22 protein-coding genes are annotated in these 18,733 nt (G+C 67.6%); 6 read left to right on the top strand and 16 right to left on the bottom strand.

The features are described 5' to 3' along the window. Window positions 1-5 precede the first annotated feature (5 nt). The 3 genes from rpsN to rpmB are packed head-to-tail and all read right to left on the bottom strand — an operon-like array spanning window position 6 to window position 714. Window positions 6-311, bottom strand: coding sequence for a 30S ribosomal protein S14 (gene rpsN, locus ACZ54P_RS15180; RefSeq protein ID WP_465462136.1), 306 nt, complete (start codon window positions 309-311; stop codon window positions 6-8). Next, window positions 311-478, bottom strand: coding sequence for a 50S ribosomal protein L33 (gene rpmG, locus ACZ54P_RS15175; protein WP_116205050.1), 168 nt, complete (start codon window positions 476-478; stop codon window positions 311-313). The genes rpsN and rpmG overlap by 1 nt, the downstream gene beginning before the upstream one ends. Next, window positions 478-714, bottom strand: a complete 237-nt coding sequence (gene rpmB, locus ACZ54P_RS15170) for a 50S ribosomal protein L28 (protein WP_465462135.1) — start codon at window positions 712-714, stop codon at window positions 478-480. The genes rpmG and rpmB overlap by 1 nt, the downstream gene beginning before the upstream one ends. An 84-nt stretch (window positions 715-798) precedes the next feature. On the opposite strand from rpmB, the gene mrf reads away from it, so the two are divergent. The 4 genes from mrf to ACZ54P_RS15150 are packed head-to-tail and all read left to right on the top strand — an operon-like array spanning window position 799 to window position 3,564. Next, window positions 799-2,052: a ribosome hibernation factor-recruiting GTPase MRF gene (gene mrf / locus ACZ54P_RS15165; RefSeq protein ID WP_465462134.1), complete on the top strand. Its 1,254-nt coding sequence runs from the start codon at window positions 799-801 to the stop codon at window positions 2,050-2,052. Further along, the gene (locus tag ACZ54P_RS15160; RefSeq protein WP_465462133.1) at window positions 2,049-2,306 is read left to right on the top strand and encodes a type B 50S ribosomal protein L31; all 258 of its coding nucleotides are present in this window, start codon (window positions 2,049-2,051) and stop codon (window positions 2,304-2,306) included. The genes mrf and ACZ54P_RS15160 overlap by 4 nt, the downstream gene beginning before the upstream one ends. Beyond that, complete coding sequence (gene rpmF, locus ACZ54P_RS15155) at window positions 2,306-2,464, top strand: 50S ribosomal protein L32 (RefSeq protein WP_016334054.1); 159 nt, start codon at window positions 2,306-2,308, stop codon at window positions 2,462-2,464. The genes ACZ54P_RS15160 and rpmF overlap by 1 nt, the downstream gene beginning before the upstream one ends. Further along, window positions 2,461-3,564, top strand: coding sequence for a GTP-binding protein (locus ACZ54P_RS15150; protein WP_465462132.1), 1,104 nt, complete (start codon window positions 2,461-2,463; stop codon window positions 3,562-3,564). Before rpmF ends, ACZ54P_RS15150 begins: the two co-directional genes overlap by 4 nt. A gap of 65 nt (window positions 3,565-3,629) precedes the next feature. Here ACZ54P_RS15150 and ACZ54P_RS15145 read toward each other — a convergent pair whose 3' ends face one another. The 11 genes from ACZ54P_RS15145 to ACZ54P_RS15095 all read right to left on the bottom strand — a co-directional run bounded on the left by ACZ54P_RS15145 (window position 3,630) and on the right by ACZ54P_RS15095 (window position 13,642). Next, the gene (locus tag ACZ54P_RS15145) at window positions 3,630-3,926 is read right to left on the bottom strand and encodes a hypothetical protein (RefSeq protein WP_465462131.1); all 297 of its coding nucleotides are present in this window, start codon (window positions 3,924-3,926) and stop codon (window positions 3,630-3,632) included. A gap of 101 nt (window positions 3,927-4,027) precedes the next feature. Further along, window positions 4,028-5,449, bottom strand: a complete 1,422-nt coding sequence (locus ACZ54P_RS15140) for an AMP-binding protein (protein ID WP_465462130.1) — start codon at window positions 5,447-5,449, stop codon at window positions 4,028-4,030. A 15-nt stretch (window positions 5,450-5,464) separates the two neighbouring features. Then, a complete protein-coding gene (locus ACZ54P_RS15135; protein ID WP_465462129.1) occupies window positions 5,465-5,893 on the bottom strand; it encodes a nuclear transport factor 2 family protein in 429 nt (142 codons plus the stop codon). Between the two features lie 62 nt (window positions 5,894-5,955). Next, window positions 5,956-6,639, bottom strand: a complete 684-nt coding sequence (locus tag ACZ54P_RS15130) for a DUF899 domain-containing protein (protein WP_465462128.1) — start codon at window positions 6,637-6,639, stop codon at window positions 5,956-5,958. Further along, the gene (locus ACZ54P_RS15125; protein WP_465462127.1) at window positions 6,636-7,085 is read right to left on the bottom strand and encodes an SRPBCC domain-containing protein; all 450 of its coding nucleotides are present in this window, start codon (window positions 7,083-7,085) and stop codon (window positions 6,636-6,638) included. The genes ACZ54P_RS15130 and ACZ54P_RS15125 overlap by 4 nt, the downstream gene beginning before the upstream one ends. Beyond that, entirely contained in the window at window positions 7,082-7,417 is a 336-nt protein-coding gene (locus tag ACZ54P_RS15120; protein WP_465462126.1) for an ArsR/SmtB family transcription factor, read from the bottom strand. The genes ACZ54P_RS15125 and ACZ54P_RS15120 overlap by 4 nt, the downstream gene beginning before the upstream one ends. Continuing rightward, window positions 7,407-7,838: an SRPBCC domain-containing protein gene (locus ACZ54P_RS15115; protein ID WP_465462125.1), complete on the bottom strand. Its 432-nt coding sequence runs from the start codon at window positions 7,836-7,838 to the stop codon at window positions 7,407-7,409. The genes ACZ54P_RS15120 and ACZ54P_RS15115 overlap by 11 nt, the downstream gene beginning before the upstream one ends. A gap of 75 nt (window positions 7,839-7,913) precedes the next feature. After that, a complete protein-coding gene (locus tag ACZ54P_RS15110) occupies window positions 7,914-9,314 on the bottom strand; it encodes a pyridoxal phosphate-dependent decarboxylase family protein (RefSeq protein ID WP_465462124.1) in 1,401 nt (466 codons plus the stop codon). Continuing rightward, the gene (locus ACZ54P_RS15105) at window positions 9,311-10,615 is read right to left on the bottom strand and encodes an MFS transporter (RefSeq protein ID WP_465462123.1); all 1,305 of its coding nucleotides are present in this window, start codon (window positions 10,613-10,615) and stop codon (window positions 9,311-9,313) included. The genes ACZ54P_RS15110 and ACZ54P_RS15105 overlap by 4 nt, the downstream gene beginning before the upstream one ends. A gap of 34 nt (window positions 10,616-10,649) precedes the next feature. After that, on the bottom strand, window positions 10,650-11,609 hold the full coding sequence (locus ACZ54P_RS15100) for a sphingomyelin phosphodiesterase (protein WP_465462122.1): 960 nt from the start codon (window positions 11,607-11,609) through the stop codon (window positions 10,650-10,652). A 17-nt stretch (window positions 11,610-11,626) separates the two neighbouring features. Continuing rightward, window positions 11,627-13,642: a neutral/alkaline ceramidase gene (locus tag ACZ54P_RS15095; RefSeq protein ID WP_465462121.1), complete on the bottom strand. Its 2,016-nt coding sequence runs from the start codon at window positions 13,640-13,642 to the stop codon at window positions 11,627-11,629. A 317-nt stretch (window positions 13,643-13,959) separates the two neighbouring features. On the opposite strand from ACZ54P_RS15095, the gene ACZ54P_RS15090 reads away from it, so the two are divergent. Both ACZ54P_RS15090 and ACZ54P_RS15085 read left to right on the top strand, forming a co-directional pair. Further along, window positions 13,960-15,216, top strand: coding sequence for an HNH endonuclease signature motif containing protein (locus ACZ54P_RS15090; protein WP_465462120.1), 1,257 nt, complete (start codon window positions 13,960-13,962; stop codon window positions 15,214-15,216). 515 nt (window positions 15,217-15,731) lie between these two features. After that, window positions 15,732-16,523 carry a hypothetical protein gene (locus ACZ54P_RS15085; protein WP_465462119.1) on the top strand — a complete coding sequence of 264 codons (792 nt, stop codon included), beginning with the start codon at window positions 15,732-15,734 and terminating at the stop codon, window positions 16,521-16,523. A 120-nt stretch (window positions 16,524-16,643) separates the two neighbouring features. On the opposite strand, the gene ACZ54P_RS15080 is transcribed toward ACZ54P_RS15085, so the two are convergent. Both ACZ54P_RS15080 and ACZ54P_RS15075 read right to left on the bottom strand, forming a co-directional pair. Next, a complete protein-coding gene (locus ACZ54P_RS15080) occupies window positions 16,644-17,669 on the bottom strand; it encodes an LLM class F420-dependent oxidoreductase (protein ID WP_465462118.1) in 1,026 nt (341 codons plus the stop codon). A 12-nt stretch (window positions 17,670-17,681) separates the two neighbouring features. After that, window positions 17,682-18,602, bottom strand: a complete 921-nt coding sequence (locus tag ACZ54P_RS15075) for an oxygenase MpaB family protein (RefSeq protein WP_465462117.1) — start codon at window positions 18,600-18,602, stop codon at window positions 17,682-17,684. Between the last annotated feature and the right edge of the window lie 131 nt (window positions 18,603-18,733).

Genomic DNA, 18,733 nt, shown 5'->3' with positions numbered 1-18,733 from the left:
CGCCCTCACCAACTCGACTTCGTGACGCCGGGCAGTTCGCCGCTGTGCGCCATCTGCCGCATCCGGACCCGGGAGAGCCCGAATTTCCGCAGGTAGCCGCGCGGACGGCCGTCGGCGGTGTCGCGATTGCGGATCCGGGTCGCACTGGCGTCGCGCGGCATCGCCTGCAGCGCCGAGACCGCGGCCGCCTTCTCCTCCGGCGAAGCGGACGGCGAGGCGATGATGGCCTTCAGCTCACGCCGCCGCTCGACATAGCGGGCGGCGATCACCTTGCGCTGCTCGTTCTTGGCGATCTTGGACTTCTTGGCCATCAGCGCTCCTCCTTGAACTCGACGTGCTTGCGCGCGACCGGGTCGTATTTGCGCAGCACCATGCGGTCCGGGTTGTTGCGGCGGTTCTTCTTCGTGACGTAGGTGTAGCCGGTGCCCGCGGTCGAGCGGAGCTTGATGATCGGCCGGATGTCGGTGCTCTTGGCCATCAGAGCTTCACCCCTTTCGTGCGGAGTTCGGCGACGACGGCCTCGATCCCCCGCTTGTCGATGGTCTTCATGCCCTTCACCGAGACCCGCAGCCGGACCCAGCGCCCTTCGCTGGGCACGAAGTACCGCTTGGTCTGCAAGTTCGGCTCCCAGCGCCGGGACGTGCGGCGATGCGAGTGCGACACCTGCTTCCCGTAGCCGGGTTTGCGGCCGGTGACCTGGCACACGGCGGACATACACCCTCCCAAGTTGATATCGGTTGTCGTTTTCATTTACTCTACACAGCCGAACCAGATCGCCCTCGACGCCCCGGAGCTTCAGTGACCGACAACCCCCGCGTGCCCCTCGTCCTGATCAGTGGCCTCGCACCGGGACCGAACGCCGACCTCGCCGAGCGGCTGCGCCTGGCCGAGCCCGGTACCGCCGTCGTGCACCACGACCTGAGGCAGATTCATTCCGGAGTGGTCAAGCGGCGGATCCTGCTGGGCGATCGCGATCAGGTGACGATCCTCGAACTGGCGCACGGCTGCGTGTCGTGCACGCTGCGCGAAGATCTGCTGCCACTGCTGCGCAAGCTCGCGGAAATGCCGCAGGTGCGGCGCATCGTGGTCCGGCTCGACGAGGCCATGGAGCCCGAACCGGTCAGCTGGGCGCTGCGGAACGTCCTCGTCGGCGACCGGCCGGTGATCGAGGACGTCGACCTGAAGGCCGTGCTCACCGTCGTCGACCGCGCGAACTGGCTTTCCGACACCACCGGTGACGAGACGCTGGCCGAACGGAACCTGCAGGCCAGCCCCGAAGACGAGCGCACGGTCGCCCAGGTCGCGCTGTCCCAGGTCGAGTTCGCCGATCTGCTCGTGCTCGCCGGAGCGGCGACCGACGCCTGGTCCGCGGCGAAGGCGTCGGCCGTGCTCGACCGGGTCGCGCCGTCGATCCCCAGGATCGAATTGCCCGCGGTGGACGGGAAGACCGTGCTCGACGCCGTCCCCGCCGGAGCCCGGCGCGGCGAGGTCACCGACATGCACGGCCCGCTGCTGAACGGCGAGCCGCCGGTGCACACCGACTGCGGGATCGGGCTGCTCACCTTCACCGCCCAGCGCCCGTTCCACCCGGAGCGGCTCCACGACGCGATCGACGTCCTGCTCGACGGCGTCGTCCGGAGCCGGGGCCGGCTCTGGGTGGCGAGCCAGCCGGATATGGCGCTGTGGATCGAGTCCGCGGGCGGTGGACTCGGGATCGGACACGCCGGGCCGTGGCTCGCCGCCGCCGAGGGACCGGACTGGGCCGACGTCTCCCCCGAACGCCGCACGCTCGCCTCACTGCGCTGGGACCCGCAGTTCGGCGATCGCGCGCAGGAACTCGTCGTCGTCACCGATCAAGCCACGCCCGACGAGGTCGAGGCCGCCCTGCGCGGGGCGCTGCTGACCGACGAGGAACTCGCCGCCGGCGAGGAGGAATGGCTCCGCTACCCGGACCCGTTCGGCGAGTGGCACGAAGAACCGTGTGAAGACACGGAAACCGACCCCGAGAAGCACGACGTGAACGTGTCGAACCGAAAGGACGAAACGCAGTGAAACCAGGCATCCACCCCGACTATCACCCGGTGGTGTTCAAGGACCTCTCCACCGGGGACGCCTTCCTGACGCGATCCACCGCCACCTCCGACCAGACCATCGAGTGGAGCGACGGCAACACCTATCCGGTGGTGAACGTCGAGATCAGCTCGTGGTCGCACCCGTTCTGGACCGGCAACCAGCGGATCATGGACAGCGCGGGCCAGGTCGAGAAGTTCCACCGCCGCTACGGCCGCCGTGGAGGTGCGAAGTAATGGCGGTCCCGAAGCGGAAGATGTCGCGCAGCAACACCCGGTCCCGGCGCTCGCAGTGGAAGGCGGCCGTGCCGGATCTGGTGCCGATCAAGGTGAACGGTGAAACGAAGCTGGTGCCGCGCAAGCTCATGAAGCATTTCCATGAAGGTGGGAAGTGACGACGCCGGTCACGGTGCTGTCCGGCTTCCTCGGCGCGGGCAAGACGACCGTGCTCAACCACGTCCTCGCCAACCGCGACGGGTTGCGGGTGGCGGTGATCGTGAACGACATGAGCGAGGTCAACATCGACGCCGCGCTGGTGCGGGACGGGAACAGCCTGTCCCGCACCGAGGAACGGCTCGTCGAGATGACCAACGGATGCATCTGCTGCACCCTCCGCGACGACCTGCTGGAAGAGGTCTCGCGGCTCTGCGAGGACAGCCGGTTCGACTACCTGCTCATCGAATCGAGCGGCATCTCCGAGCCGATGCCCGTGGCGGCGACGTTCTCGTTCGCCCGCGAGGACGGCGCCACCCTGCTGGACTCGGCGCGCCTCGACACGATGGTGACCGTGGTCGACGCGGTGAACTTCGAGCGGGAGCTGGCTTCGGGCGACGCGCTGGTCGACCGCGAACTGGACCAGTACGAGGGCGACGAGCGGACGGTCAGCGATCTGCTGATGGACCAGATCGAATTCGCGGACGTGCTCCTGCTGAACAAGGCGGATCTCGTCCCGGCCTCGTCCCTCGAACGGCTGACAGCGGCGCTGCGACGACTGAACCCCGCCGCCGAAGTGGTCGTCTCGACACACGGCCGGGTTCCGCTCGATCGGCTGCTCGGCACCGGCCGTTACGACGTCGAGCGGGCGCAGGAAGCTCCCGGCTGGGTCGCCGAACTCAACGGTGACCACGTCCCGGAGACCGAGGAATACGGGATCTCCAGCGTGGTCTTCCGCGCTGGGCGGGCGTTCGACCCGGAACGGCTGTGGGACTTCGTCGAGCGGCTCGATTCCGGCGAGTACGGGACGGTCCTGCGGTCGAAGGGTTTCTTCTCCCTGGCGTCGCGGCCCGGCGTGACCGGGCTGTGGTCGCAGGCCGGGTCGGTCGCCCGGTTCGAGCCGCAGGGTGTCGAGGACGCGCCGCGGCAGGAACTCGTGTTCATCGGGGTGGGGCTGGAGAAGGACGCTCTGCTGGACACGCTTCGGTCTTGCTTGTCCACTGTGGACGCTCTGGGTGGGGTGGATCCGTTTCCGGAGTGGGAAGCGGTGCACGTCCACTGAAGTGTCATGAGGGGTCCCCATAGGACGAAATTCGTCTTATGTGGGCCCCTCATGACACGCGCGCGTCAGTGGTCGTCGTAGTGGTCCCCGTGCGCGGCGTGCCGGTGGCCGTCGTGCAGGTAGTCGACGTGGTCGCCGTGCGGCACGGCGACGTGACCGCAGCCCTCGCCGTGGGCGTGGTCGTGGCCCTGATGCGGGACGTGGCCGCCGCGCTCGCACTCGTCGTAGTGCCCGTCGTGAGGCCGGTGCAGATGCCCGTCGTGGACGTAGTCGACGTGGTCGCCGTGGGGTACGGCGACGTGGCCGCAGCCTTCGCCGTGGGCGTGCGTATGGCCGGCGTGTTCGGTGTGCGCGGCGGTCATCACCGGGTCCTTCCTGATCGATCTTGCCTGATCAGGCGGACCGTAGCACCGGATCAGCCGACCAGCAGCGCCCTCACCCGGCCGAGTGACGAGCACTGTGCTCAGGCGATGCGGCGGCCGTGCCCGGTCCAGAACGGTGCCCGCAGCGCCCGCTTGTCGACCTTCCCGATCGCGGTCAGCGGCAGCGTGTCGGCGAAGTCCACATCGGACGGAACGAAATGTTCGCGTCCGAAGAACTCCCTGGCGTGCGCCCGGATTTCGGTGGCCGACAGCGCTCCTGAAGTAACCGGCACGACCACGGCATGGACCCGCTCACCCTCACCCTCTTCGCCCGGGACGCCGAACACGGCCACGGAACGGATGAGCGGATGCCGTGCCAGCGCGTTCTCGACCACGGTCGAGTACACCTTCGTGCCGTGCTCGCCGGTGATGATGACGTCGTTCGCCCGATCCAGCAGGTAGAGGTACCCGTCGTCGTCGAACCGCCCGAGATCGCCAGTCCGCAGCCATCCGTCGCCGATCGGTGCCAAACCGTGGTAACCGTCCATCATGGACAGTCCGCGCACCAGTACCTCGCCGTCGTCGAGCCGGGCCTCCATACCCGGCACGATCCGGCCCACGGATTCGAGCCGCTCCGGCCGCCCGTCGAGCTCCGCCGCGGAAATGCTCGCGATCATCGGTGCTTCGGTGAGCCCGTAGCCCTGCCCGACCACGGGCCCGAACGCGTCGAGCGCCTGGGCCAGCCGCCGTGGCGAAAGCGGTGCGGCGCCCAGCGAAAGCTGCCGCACGCTGCTGACATCGGTCGACGTCATGGCCGGATGGTCGAGTACCGCGGCCAGCCGCGCGGGAGTGAGGGACACCGTGGTGATCCGGTGTTCCGCGATCGCGTCCAGTACGGCGCCCGCGTCGAATCCGCGCAGCAGCACCACACTCTCCCGGCGCAGGATCGCACCCAGCACGGTGGCGTTCCCGGTCATATGCGTCATCGGCGCGATCAGCAGCGTGCGTCCCGGCCCCGCCGGATCCGGCGCGAAGATATGGGCCATCCCGTCGTAGATCCCGCTGTGCCGGATGAGTTTCGGCGCACCGGTGGTACCTCCGGTGGGAAAGATGACGGTGACCGAACCCGGCAGCCCGGTCGGCTCGGTACCGTCGCGGTCCATCAGTTCGCCGAGCCCGATCACCCGCACGTCGTCGGCGGGCCAGCCCGACGGCCGCTCGGTCACCAGGGTGGTGACCCCGGCCGCCTCGACCGCGGCCAGGCGATCCGGCAAGCTCGCCGAAGCGGCGACGAGCAGGACGGTCGAACCCCGTAGCTGCGCGGCGATCTGCAGGAGAACGGTTTCCGGCCGGTTACCGGCGTCGATGGCGACCACCCCGCCCTCGGGCAGCCCCGCGGACAACCGGTGTACCAATTCGAGCGCCTGCCCATAGCCGGTAACAAGGCCGTCCTGGACGAATAGCGCCTCGTCGCCACCGGAACGCAGCGCGCCCAGCACGCGGGTCAGGAACAGACTCTCCACCAGCCGGACCCTAGCTCACGAATCAGCCGCGACTCCTCCCAGCTGCCGATGTCCTTTCGCGGTGTCCATGTACTCGCGTACGCGGTGGATCGCGCCCTGACGCAGTTCGAACACGAAGCAGTAGTCGTTGCCGTACCTGCTCCCGTCCGCCAGTTTCGCGGTCATGGTCTCCTCGACGACCACGGTGTCGCCGTCCGCGTGGAAACCCCGGAACTCGACGGCCACGTCCGAGACGAACACCGTCCGGAAGTCCTCGGCGAGGAACTGGACGATCGCCGCCCTGCCGACCAAGTGACTCGACCCGCCCAGCGCGACCGCGGTGGCGTTGCCCGGCGGCGCCACCCACTCCGCGTCCTCGGTGAACACCGCCGCTATGCGTTCGGGGGCGTAGGTGCCGAAGGCCTTCCACGCGTTCTGGACGATCTGGAGGCTGCTCGCTGTCATGGCAGTAAGCTAGCCGGAGCGGGCGACCGGTGACTGGCGACTTCGCGACGTCACCGCTGTGCTCACGAGCAGCAGCCACTGGGAGGCGCGGCATCCTCGTAGGCGTCGTGCCAGTTCCACCACTCGTACGGCGGGGTCTGCGGGTAGCCCTCCGGCGAGTCCTCCCACTCCTCCTGCCGTCCCAGCGCGGTGATGTCGAGGTAGCTCCAGGTGCTGCCCAGCGCCTCGTCCCCGCGGTTGTTGACGAAGTACGTCCGGAACACCTGATCACCTTCGCGGATGAAGGCGTTGGTGCCGTGCCATTGGTCGACGCCGAAATCGACGTCGAAGTCACCGGTGATCGTGTACCACGGCATCGTCCAGCCCATCCGCGCCTTCATCCGCGCGAGGTCCGGTTGCGATCCGCGTGATACGAAGGCCAAGGTGGTGTCGCGGGCGTTCAGGTGGGCGACGTGCGCGACCTGATCGGCCACCAGCGAGCAGCCTTTGCAAGCGTGGTCGGGAAAACCCTCCACACCGGGATCGAAGAACGCCCGGTAGACGATCAACTGCCGTCGTCCCTCGAACAGGTCGAGCAGGCTCGCCTTCCCCGACGGCCCCTCGAACTCGTACGGCTTCTCGACCGCGGCCCACGGCATCCGCCGTCGCTCGGCGGCGAGCGCGTCGCGTGCCCGGGTCAGCTCCTTTTCCTTCACCAGCAGGCGAAGGCGCGCTTCTTCCCACTCCGCCGGAGAGACGACGTTCATCGCGCCAGCTCCGCGGGCAGGACGCTTTGCCGGTTCGGCTGCCCCTCGCCGGTGGTGATCAGCTCCCGCAGGCTGGTGCCGACGTAGAACGTCCACGCCTTGTGGCAGACGTCGAAGCATTCGTACTCCGGGACCAGACCGTGGTGGGTGAAACGCGCTTCGGTCTTGCCGCCGGTCTCGGTGATCTCGAACGTGATCGTGGTGCCGACCCATTCCGTCTCGTCACGGGTGAAGTCGAAGTGGTTTTCGAGGACCAGCCACGAGACCTTGCGTCCCGGCACGGATTCCGTGATCCGCACGCGGCAGCGGTGGAGTTCTTCGTAGTGATACTCGAACTCGTCGCCGTCGTGGACGATCTCTTCCGACCACCAGCCGCGGACGTCGGTGAAGGCGTCGAAGACCTGCTGTGGCGTCTGGTCGACGGTGAAACTCGTGGTAAAGCTCATGATGTTCCCTCCAGATGGTTTTTCAAAGCCGAGAGCGGGCCGTCCCAGTCACGGGCCAGCGCCGCCAAGAACTGCTGGGCGACCTGCATCGGGGCCGACCGCAGCCGGTAGCGCACGCGCCGCCGTTCGCCCTGCTCCGGGGTCACCAGACCGGCGTCGGTGAGCAGCGCGAGATGCTTGGCGATGGCCTGCCGGGTGATGGGCAGCCGCTCGGCGAGGTCGGTCGCCGTGGCCGGGCCGCCCGAGGCGAGGGTGGCGAGAATGCTCCGTCTGCTCGGGTCGGCCAAGGCGACGAAGACCTGTTCGGCGATCGCTTCGTTGTCAGGCGGCATCGAGGTATTCGATCAGTTCGCCCAGCTCGGCCGCCCACCCCTTCGTGTTCCCTTCGAATGCGACACGATGGGTTTCGTCCGGAAGCTGGGAGAAGCCGCTCTCGACGACCGTGAGCCGAGTGCCCGCGCCGACCGGTTCCAGGGTGAACTCGACGTAGGTGCGGCGGGGGTCGTCGTCGGGCAGGCCGTAGATCTGCCAGGTGAAACCGAAGATCTCCGGCTCTTCGATGCGCTCCACGCGCATGTTCGCCTTGTGTCCGTTGTCCCACTTCATCTCGGCGTCGCCGCCGGGGCGCAGGTCGATGCTCGCCTGGTTCCCGAACCAGGTGCCGAGTCCTTCGGCCGTGGTCAGCGCGGCCCAGACCTTCGCGGGCGGGTGGGCGATCTCGACGGTGCGTTCGATGCGGTCGGGGAATCCCACGACGGCCTCCTCAAGTAGCAATCAATCGGTTGCTATAACTTTGTATAGCAACCGATTGATTGCGTCAAGGGCGGTTCAGGAAGCGGTGTACAGCGCGCCGAGGAACTCCAGCAGCAGCCGTTCCCGCAACGGGCCGGGCGCGGCGGCCAGCAGCGCGTTGATCTCCGCCATCCGCGAAGGCAGCCCCGCCCCCTCACCGAGGCCGGCGGCCACCAGGAGCCCGGCGAACTGTTCCGAAGTCAGCGTCGCGGGATCCAGCGCGGCGACGAACTGGGCCACCTGCGGATCGACGACGACCGGGCCGGACTCGCGGGCGGCCTCGAGCGAAGCGGCGAGGTCGGTCAGGAACGCCTCCTCACTTCCCCGGTTCGCCGCCGTCACGGTCAGGTGCAGGTTCGCGGGCGACGATTCGTGGGCGAACTGCGGCTGGACGTACCAGCCGCGCTCACGCATCTCGTCCGCGACGGTGAACAGGTCGAACTCCGCGGCGTCGTCCACGGTGAACGCGAGTAGCGTCGACACCGGATCACCGAGAACCCGCAACCCGTCCAAGGCTTCGACCCCGGCACGGATCTCCACCGCCGCCTCGCGCGCGGCCGACGCCAGCTTCGCGTAGCCCTCGTCGCCGAGATGACGTACGACCGCCCACGCCGCGGCGAGCGGACCACCGGAGCGCGTGCTCTGCAGTGTGGTGTTGAGCATCGTGTAGCCGGGCCAGTCCGCGCTGGCGAAGTACTGCGGCCGGCGCAGCTCGGCGTTGGCGTGCAACAGAACCGACACGCCCTTGGGGCAGTAGGCGTACTTGTGCAGATCCACCGACACGCTGGTGACGCCGGGAACGTCGAAGCCGAAGGGACCGAGATCGAGGTACGGCAGCACCCAGCCGCCGATGCAGGCGTCCACTTGAAACCGGACGCCGTCGAGCAGCGCCGCGATCTCCGGGATCGGGTCGAGGACGCCGTGGGCGTACGACGGAGCGCTCGCGACGACGAGCACCGTCGTGTCGTCGACGGCCGCCGCCATCGCCTCGGGAACGGCGCGGAAGGTCACCGGATCGACCGGTACCGAAACCACGCGGACACCGAAGAAATGCGCCGCTTTGTGGAACGCGGCGTGCGCCGTCGTAGGCAGCACGATACTCGGCGCAGACACGTCGGGACACGCGTCGCGGGCGGCCAGCACCGCGAGCATGCAGGACTCCGTGCCGCCCGAGGTCACCGAGCCGACCGTCTCCGCCGTGCCGCCCAGCAGCCGCGCGGCGGTGCCGACGAGGTCGTTCTCCATCCGCAGCAGGCTGGGGAACGCGGTCGGGTCGAGGCCGTTTGCCGACGACGCCAGCGCGTGTGCCGCGGCGCCGAGTTCGTCCACTTCGGACAGACCGCTGTCGTAGACGTAGGCGAGCGTCCGGCCACCGTGCGTCGGCAGGTCTCCCGCACGCAGTTCCCGCAGCTCCCGGAGGATGTCTTCGGCGGTCACGAGCGGCGCTCCAGTACTGATTTCCGCAGCAGTGGGATGCCCAGGACGATCAGCACGGCGGGCAGGATCGACGCGCCGAGCAGGATCGCCGTGAGCGCGCTGTCCGGCTGCGCGGCCTTGGCGTCGAGACTGGACTGGTAGCCGCCCAACTGCAGCACGAGCCCCCACAGGCCGGGGCCGAGCGCGAGCCCGAGCGTCTCCGACGCCGTCCAGACCCCGGCCGAGACCCCGGCCCTGGTCTCGCCGGTCCGCTCCTCCTCGTCGCTGATCAGGTCCGGCAGGATCGCCAGCGGGAACACCGAGATACCCGCGTACCCGACGCCGCAGAAGGCGACGAACACCATCGTGACCACGAACGGGAAGACCTGCGCGCCGAGAAGGCCGAGCAGTCCGACGCCGAAGGCCGCGGTGGCGATGCGGAAACCGGCCAGCTTCCCCAGGCTCGCACCGAGTTTCGGCCACAGCGGCATGGTCAGCAGCGCCGGGCCGACGAAACCGACGAACAGGACCGTCGAGTAGCCGGAGCTGCCGAGGATCCGCTCGGCGAAGAACGGGATCGCGGCCAGCACCGTGCCGATGCCGAGCGCCTGGATGAAGTAGACCCCGAGCAGCCAGCGGAAGGGCCGCCACTGTGCCAGCGTCCGGAACAGTTCGCGCGGGCTCACCGTATTCGGCCGCAAGGCGCCGACGGGAGCCTTCTTCAGGCCGAAGTACACGCCGAGGGTCGCCAGCAGGATGATCACGGCGATGAACACGCCCATGACGCGGTACCCGGCGATGCCGCCGACGAGTTCGGTGATCGCGGGCGCGCCACCGCCGGAGATCAGGATGGCGACCGCGAGGAAGCCGATCCGGATGCTGGTCAGCTTGGTGCGCTCGTCGGCCGAATCGGTCAGCTCGGCGGGCAGTGCGTTGAACGGCACCTGGAAGAACGCGTACGCGGTGGCACCCAAGAGGAACATGACGACGACGTAGATGGCGTCGGGCACCGGATCGCCGAAGCCCGGGTGCGCGAAAAGGGCCGCGAAAAAGATCGAGACGCCGATACCACCGTAGAGCAGGAACCGGCGGCGGCTGCCGGTGCGGACCATGTCCGCGTCCGAGAGCCTGCCCGCGATCGGGTTGAAGAGCACGTCCCAGGCTTTGGGAACGAACACGATCAGGCCGGCCACGCCTGCCGCGACGCCCATCGTGTCGGTGAGGTATTTCAGGAGGAGCAGGCCGGGAACCGTGCCGAAGGGGCCGGTGACGAACGAGCCGAGTGAGTAGCGGTACCTCGTCCGTGCTGGCAGGGCTGCCATGATCCTCCTCGAGGCGATTCTCCCGATGAAGGCCTCAGTATTGGATCTTGGCCACCACCGGGTAGTGGTCGGAGGGAATCGTGCCACCGTCGTAATGCACGAGCTGTACCGGGCCGACAGCGGCGAGTGGGCGGCCGCCCGCGCGCACGGCTCCGACGTAGTCGAGCGAGTCGCGGTAGGTCACCGGAACGGATTTCGCGGCGTTCGGGTTCGTCGCCGCGTCGAAGGTGTACGCGCCTTCGCCCGTGGTGCGGAGGACGCCGTCGAGGACGGCTTCACCTTGCTGGACCTGGGTCCGGCCGAGTGAGTCCTTGCGTGCTTGTCCCGCCCAGTACTCGATGTTCAGGTCGCCCGCCACGACGACCGGTTCGGTCGCGGGCGCGTATTTCGTGACCAGATCACGGATCTCGCCGAGCTGCGCCATCCGGATGTCGTGCGCTTTGGGCAGTGTCTCCGGCCCTTCGTCGGCCTGCATGTGGGTACCCGCGATCCAGAGCGGCTTCCCGCTCACGACCAGCCGGGCGAGCGCCGTGCCCTTGTTGGACAGGTAATCCGCCGTCCCCTGATAGGAATCGCCGAAGACCAGTTGGTGCTGTTCGGTCACCGGCGCCTTGCTCAGCACGGTCACCCCGCCGTTGACCACGATGGGGGAATTCGAGCAGTTCCCGTTCACCGTCGTCCAGCCCGGAGACGTCTTGCAGTACTGGCCGACGAGCGGTGTCTGATACGGCCAGACGTCCTTCAGCCGGGTCCGCATTTCCTCCGCCTGCGCACTGAACGCCTCGTCCAGGACGACGACGTCGGCGTCGTTCGCGCGGATGACGGCCTCGGCGGCACGGGCCCTCGCCTGCTTGTCCGAGGTGTCCGGGCCGGCGATCCACGGGAGCTGCCAGATGTTGAACGCCATGACCTTCACCGAGACCGCCGCTTGGGCGGGGACGGCGGTTCCGGCGAACAGGGCGGCGGCGATGGCGAGTACGGCGAGCTTCCGCACAGAAGACCCTTTCGGTGTCAGGAGACGACGAATGTCCGCGAAGTCCCGCTGAACGCGGAGATCGCCCCGTTCCAGCCGTTCTTCCAGTTGCCGAAGTGGACCACGCGGTATTTGCCGATCGGGGCGTTCGCGGGGATCTTCCAGTGGACGACGGCTTTCGATTCGGCGACGAAAGTCCGCGCCCAGTGGTACTTCGTGTCCCAGTCGCCGTCGTCGGCGTGCCGGATCCACTTGCCGTCGAGCAGCCGCTGGATTTCCAGGAACGTGCCGTCGCGCCGCAGGTCGTTCTTCGGATGCCCGGTGACGAACTCGACGGCGACCTGCTCGCCGCGGGCGTAGGTGCTCTTCGCGTCGACCAGGACGTCTCCGAAGTTCTTGAACGCGGGCGCGCTGTCGAAGACGACGCCGGGCCGGAAGTTGATCAGCTTGCCACGCAGATCCCGCGGTGTCGGCCCGTGCGGCACCGTCTTCCCGGCCTTCATCGCGGCCGCGAGCTTGGCGAACTCCTGCTGGTACGCCGGAAGCGTGTAGCGGCCGAACAGCGTCGACGCGCCCTCGTACTGCTGCGAGTCGTACTCCTCCGGCGTGGTGACGTACTGGCTGTAGGCGTTGGCATAGCCCTGGACGAGCACGTTCTCCAGCGGGACGCCCAGTTCCGCGGCGACGGTCCGGCGCAGGCGCAGCCCGGAGACGATCGTCAGCTCGGCGGGCACGGCAACCAGGTGCAGCTGCCCGATCCGGACGAGCTGCAGCGGCAGGACCTCGGGCGCCCACGGATACGGCTTCATCGCGCCGAACGGGACGGCGACGACCTTCGGCGCCTGCGCGTCGGCGAGTGCCTGCGGGATCGGCGCGTCGATGCCGCCGAGCCAGTCGATGAACGGGTTCTTCACGCCTTCCGGGAGCGGCAGCCCGGGGCCGTCCTCACGGCTGCCCGCGAGCATCGACACCCCGATCGCGGCCGTGCAGGTGTGCTGCGGCCGCCCGTTCGGGCTGTACTTCGCGTCGACCGCGACGTCGGACATGTCCACGTAGCACATCCGATGGTCGACACCACCGGTCACGGCTTCGGCGGCCGCGTCGAAAGCACTCTTCGCCGCCCGGAACTGGAGGTCGCCGATGGTGCGGGTGTTCTCGAACTCCGTCTCCGGCGTGCCGGGTTCGAGGTTCAGGTTCGGGCTCATGTCGCCGGTATTGGTCTGCGGGAACGCCGCGACGAACCGGGGATTCCCGTCGAGGTACCGCACCCCGGCGTGGTCGTGCTCCCATTCGTAGGCGGCGTACCCCTTGTTGTCGCCGCTGATCAGGTGGTTGCCGTTGCTCATCGAGGTACCGTGCGTGGCGAACCAGCTGATCGCGCCGACGTCGAAGCCGCCCTGACTGAACCGCAGCACCGTGACGGCGGGGTCGATCGCCTGCGGGAAGTGGTCCTTGTCCGCTTTCGGGTTCAGGTCGAAGGCCTCGCGGGAGCGGTTGACGCTCGCCTTGGTCAGTTCGGCACGGCCGAGCCGGATCGACCCGGGCGCGAGGTTCGCGTGCGCCCGGCCGATCGCCTCGAAGATCCCGTCGACGTGCGCGTCGTAGACCTGCTGCTGGAAGCCGAGGATCGCCAGATCGTAAGCGGCGTAATGGGAATCGCCGCCGCACGCGGAGTGGGTGTGCGTGGCGTTGAGCAGCACGTTCTGCTCGGTGTAGAGATCGCCGTACGCGGCGTGGAGCTTGCGCATGACGCCCTGGTGGACGGACTGGAACAGCGCGCCGAGGTCGGCGGTCACGAACGCGATCCGCTTGGCGCCGTCGTCGATCACGAAGGCCCGCGCCCGGGTGCGGAGGTGGATGCCTGCGGTCTGCTGCTGCGGCATCGAGTAGCCCATCATGCCGTTCTCGGCCGCCGGGCCGGTGACGTCGGAGATGCCGATTCCGACGCGGAAACCCTGTACCGGCGCCGCTTGCGCTGGCCGGGCGCCGAGCACACCCGCCGCGACCGGCAACGCCGCCGCGCCTGCAAGAACCCGCCTTCGGCTCACCGCCATGTAGCACCTCCCGGCCGACGAACATGAACCGTCTTCATGTTCGTGGGCCGGACGCTACGTGATGGGCCTCACGCTCGCAACCCACGAATGTCCAGTCTCGTGAGTGGTAATGACGGTTAGAACCGTCATTACCACTCACGAGTCACTCGGCACTTAGCGGAAAGCTTCGCGACGAAGGCGCCTACGCGTCTTTTGAGTTTATTGCTCGGCGCAGTTATTTGGCCGCAGTTCGACCCCTATCGGGTGAAATGGTCCCGGCTCGGTCGCTACGCAAATCGGGCTGGCACAGGTGTTCGAACGCGGGTATTCTTGAGGTTGTGGCCAGCGAAAACAGTCCTCAGGTGGTACGCTCCGAGTGGTGGCGTGCCGATACTGCGACGCTGCATGCCCGCAAACAGGAAATCGAGGTTCTGAAGCGGCAATTGGATGCGGAGCAGTACGCAATCCTGGCGGAAATCAATAACCGGGGTGTCCGTGGATGTTCCGGTCATTCGACGTTGTCGGCGCTGATTTTCGAAGACTTTCATGTCACGGAGAAGGAAGCTGGCGTCCGTGCTGACCGGGTGCTGGCGTTGCATGCCGGGGTGGTGGTGGGTGGCGATGTCGTGCCACCGCTGGCGCCCTTGACCGCCGAAGCCGCCGCCGAGGGCGCCATCGGTGGTGCGCAGATCGACGCGATCATCCGCACCCTCGCCCGGATCCCGTCCACGGTTCCGGAAGAAGACGTGCGGGGCGGGGAGAAGATCCTGGTCGAGCTGGCTCGCCGGGCGGGGCCTCGGCAGATCGCCCGCGCCGGGCGACGACTCGTGGACAAGCTCGATCCTGATGGGAAAGAGCCGCGCAACGAGGACCCGAAAGACGTGCGGCCGGAGTTGCGGTTCGTCAAACACCGTGACGGCACCCTCGGCCTCACAGCCACCCTCGATCTGGAGACGTATGCGCGGTTGAAGTCCGACCTCGACCCCATGGCCAAACCCCACAAGGCCATCGACGGGATCCGGGACTCCCGCACCCCAGACGAGCGTTATGGGGATGCTTTTACCGAGTATGTGCGGTTGAAGACCACCAGCCGAAATCTGCCCGGCCAAGCCGGGGAAGCCACCCACATTCTGGTGACCATGTCCTACGACGACCTGATCAGCGATCTCGGCGAGGCGCACCTGGATCTGGTCGGACCGATCAGCGCCACCGACGCCCGCATCCTCGCCTGTGATGCCCGCGTACGGCCCGGAGTTCTCGGTACCGCGGGCGAACCCCTCGACATCGGCCGATCGAAACGGACGGTGTCGTTGGCCCAGAAGTACGCCCTGACCATCCGCGATGGCGGCTGCGCGTTTCCCGGCTGCGACATGCCGGTGCCGCGCTGCACCGCCCACCACATCGTTTTCTGGCGACATCATGGTGAGACGAAGATCGACAATCTCGTCCTGCTGTGCACCAAACACCACCGGCTGATCCACCACAGCCAATGGAAAGTCCAAATCGCCCAAGACGGATTACCCGAATTCACCCCACCCGCCTACCTCGACCCCACCGGGACCCCGAGACGCAACACCATGCACCTCAGAACATAGACCGACGCACCGATCGCGAGAGGTGCCATGGGTCGGTACGTGAATCGTTGCGTGTCGCGGTGCACGCGACCAGTGCCGGAGATGCCGGGAAGGCCTCCCTCCCTGCCTGAGGGCAGGGTCTCGGCAAAGTCGGGATAGGGCGATTCTTGGACGTCGGCTGGGCTCTCCGTGCGCCTGACCTGCGCGAGGGTGACGGTTCAACGGATTCCGGGATCGACGATGGAGGATCAGGGACGTGCAGCGTCCCCCTTTCCGTTGATCAACGTCAGGTCGCCGCGACTTCCGGCGGACCTCGAGCGGGGAAGATTCCGGACGTTCAACGGCCGGAATCTTCCCCGCTCACCCACTTCGACCCCCCAAATTGCCGAAATCGACGATGGAGGAATCGGGAGACTCAACCTGGAATGCGCCGGTTGTTCACCGGTCTTCGGGCGCCCTCGACGTGTGGTTCGTGGTTGCGGGGGTTCACTCACGGCCACGGCGGTCAGCTCGCCTCGGCCGCCGGTGACACGCTGGTGCGGCTGGCCGGGCGGGTTCCGTCGCTGCTGGCCGGGGTCGAGGGATTGGCGTTTATCGATATCGACGCCAAGATCAAGGAAACCTACGGCCATGCCAGGCAGGGCAGCGGGTTCGCCTACAACGGGGTCCGCGGCCTGAACCACCTGGTCGCCACCCTCTCCAGCCCGGTCTCCGCACCGGTCATCCTGACCGCCCGGTTGCGTGGCGGGAACTGCGATGCCCGCCGCGGGGCGGCGTCGATGATCACCGAGGCGATCGGTCTCGCGCGCCGCGCCGGCGCGACCGGGACGGTCGTGGTCCGCGCCGATTCCGCGTTCTTCACCGGCCCGATCGCCGACCCGCTGACCGGCGAGGTGATCACCCATGCCGAGATCGCCGAAACCACGCTGACCGCGTTCGTCCACGCCGCCGAGAACCCCGGCCGTCAGGTCACCCTCCGGCCGCTTCCCTGCCAACCACGCCTGGCTGATCCTGGCCTGCCTCACCCACAACCTGCTCCGCACCGCAGGCTGCCTCACCAGTATCTTTCACGCCAAAGCCCGCACCGGAACCCTGCGACGGCACCTGATCACCATCCCCGCCCGCATCACCCGCACCGCCCGCCGCACCACCCCGCGACTACCAGCGAACTGGCCCTGGCAAGCCGCCTACCACCGGCTCTTCACCGCAACACACCGAATACCCTGACCACCCGCCCCAACAACCAGACCACAGTGGACACACCGGATGCGAGGCCGGCGACCCAACCCGCCCACCAGCAAAAACACAAGACCAACACCGCTGCCTAGATCAACACCCAAACACACCGGTGGATTCAGGCTCAACGTCCCGATTCTTCCATCGTCACGGGGCAAAACTGTCGTAGCCGACACCTTTGCCTGAACCCTCAACCGAACCGTCACCACCACTCACGAGAGCGTCTCCGCGACCTTCGTGAGCGTGGCGGCATCGCCCCGCAGGAGCAGCGTGGTCACCACGGTCTCCTCCCAGGCGGCCAGTTCGTCGCGGATCTTCTCCGCCGGGCCGATCAGAGACGTGTCCTCGACCAGTGACGTCGGGATCGCGGCGGTCGCCTCGTCCTTCCGGCCTGCCAGGTACAGCTCCTGCACCTTGTCGGCGACGTCCTCGTACCCCATCCGGGCGAAGACGTCGTGGTGGAAGTTGACCGATTTCGCGCCCATGCCACCGATGTAGAGCGCCAGTGACGGCTTGATCCAGCTCGCCGCCTCCTCGACGTCGTCGTGGACGAGCACGGGGACGGACGCGGCGACCTCGAAGTCGTCGAAACCGTGGCGGGCGCCGGGGCGGGAGAAGCCCTCCTGCAGCGCGGTCCGGTAGAAGCCGTCGCTCTTGGGTGAGAAGAACAACGGGAGCCAGCCATCGCAGATCTCGGCCGACAGCGCCACGTTCTTCGGGCCCTCCGCCGCGAGGAAGATCGGGATCTCCTTGCGGAACGGGTGCACTGTGGACTTCAGCGGCTTCCCCAGCCCGGTTCCGCCCTGCAGCGGCAACTGGAAATGCTGTCCCTCGTGCGTCACCGGCGCTTCACGCGCGACGACCTTCCGCACGATGTCGACGTATTCGCGCGTGCGGGCCAGCGGCTTCGGATACGGTTGCCCGTACCAGCCCTCGACCACCTGCGGCCCGGACGCGCCGAGCCCGAGCACGAACCGGCCGCCGGACAGGTGATCCAGGGTCAGCGCGTGCATGGCCGTCGCGGTCGGGGTGCGCGCCGACATCTGGACGATGTTGGTGCCGAGCTTGATCCGGCTGGTCGACGCGCCCCACCAGGCGAGCGGGGTGAACGCGTCCGAGCCGTAGCCCTCGGCGGTCCACACGGAGTCGAAGCCGAGTTCTTCGGCCTTCAGAACGGCGTCCAGCGCGCCCTCGGGCGGGCCGGAGGACCAGTAACCGAGGTGGTAACCCAGCTTCATCGAGGCTCCTCGTCAGACGTTCGGTGAGTAGTGCTCGGGTTTGCCCCGCTCCGCAAGCGGCGGAAGGTTCCTCGCGGGAGTCTCGACCAACGGCGCGTCGGTGGCCAGTTCGCCGCGCTCCCGGCGCCAGCCCGCCCGCGCGCGGGGGTGGTAGCGACGGTCGCGCGGAACCAGCTTGAACACCGCGTTGATCAGTTTCCCGGTGCACCGGTGCCGTCGCTCGTCGCGTTCGGTCCAGGTGTAGCCCAGCCGTTCGCGGATCGGCGGGTCGTACAGGCCGACGGTCAGCCAGACGAAGTTCCGCGCCACCGGCCCGCGCACGAGCTTCCACAAAGAATCCGGTAGCCACGGCAGGAAATTCGGCTTCGGGAGGTCCTTGATGTCGAGGACGTCGCGCGTGGCCTTGTTGTCCTCCAGGACGTCCTCGCACATCCGCTTCCAGTACAGCTGGAAGTCCTCCCAGGACTCCGGCACCGGGCGCATGCTCATGCCGTACATCTCGTACCACTGGACGTGCTCGTCGAACAGCTTCCGTTTCTCCTGCTCGCCGATGCCACCGCAGAAGTTGTCGGCGATGAGGATGGCGCTCACGAAGAACGTCGAATGCGCCCAGTAGAACGTGTCGGGGTTGAGCGCGTGGTAGCGCCGCCCGTGTTTGTCGACGCCCTTGATCCGGTCGTGGTAGCCGCGCACCTCCAGCGCCGTCTGCCGGGCGCGAGGACCGTCGTAGATCACTCCCCCGATCGGGTACAGCGAGCGGAACAGCCGTTGCCAGCGCTCTTCGAAGAACCGTGAGTGCTCCTCGACGCCCGCGCCCAGCTCGGGGTGCATGTTCTGCATGGATCCGGCCCAGAGCGCGATGAGCAGGCCACGCCAGTCGCCGAAGTACTTCCAGGTCAGCGAATCCGGTCCGAGCGGCCGCGGCTGTGTCATCCCCGGTCTCCTCACTGAGCTGGCTGAACTGAGCTGGTTAAAACTGAGCTGGTTAAATTGACCACAACTGTTGTCAGCGTAAAGTTGACAACGGCCGTAGTCAACTGTCGCAGCCGAGAGTGAGGAGCCGA

It is taken from the genome of Amycolatopsis sp. NPDC034160 (genome assembly GCF_055575355.1).
Note: the sequence above shows the minus strand (reverse complement) of the source record. Positions and strands in the feature narration are given on the sequence as shown.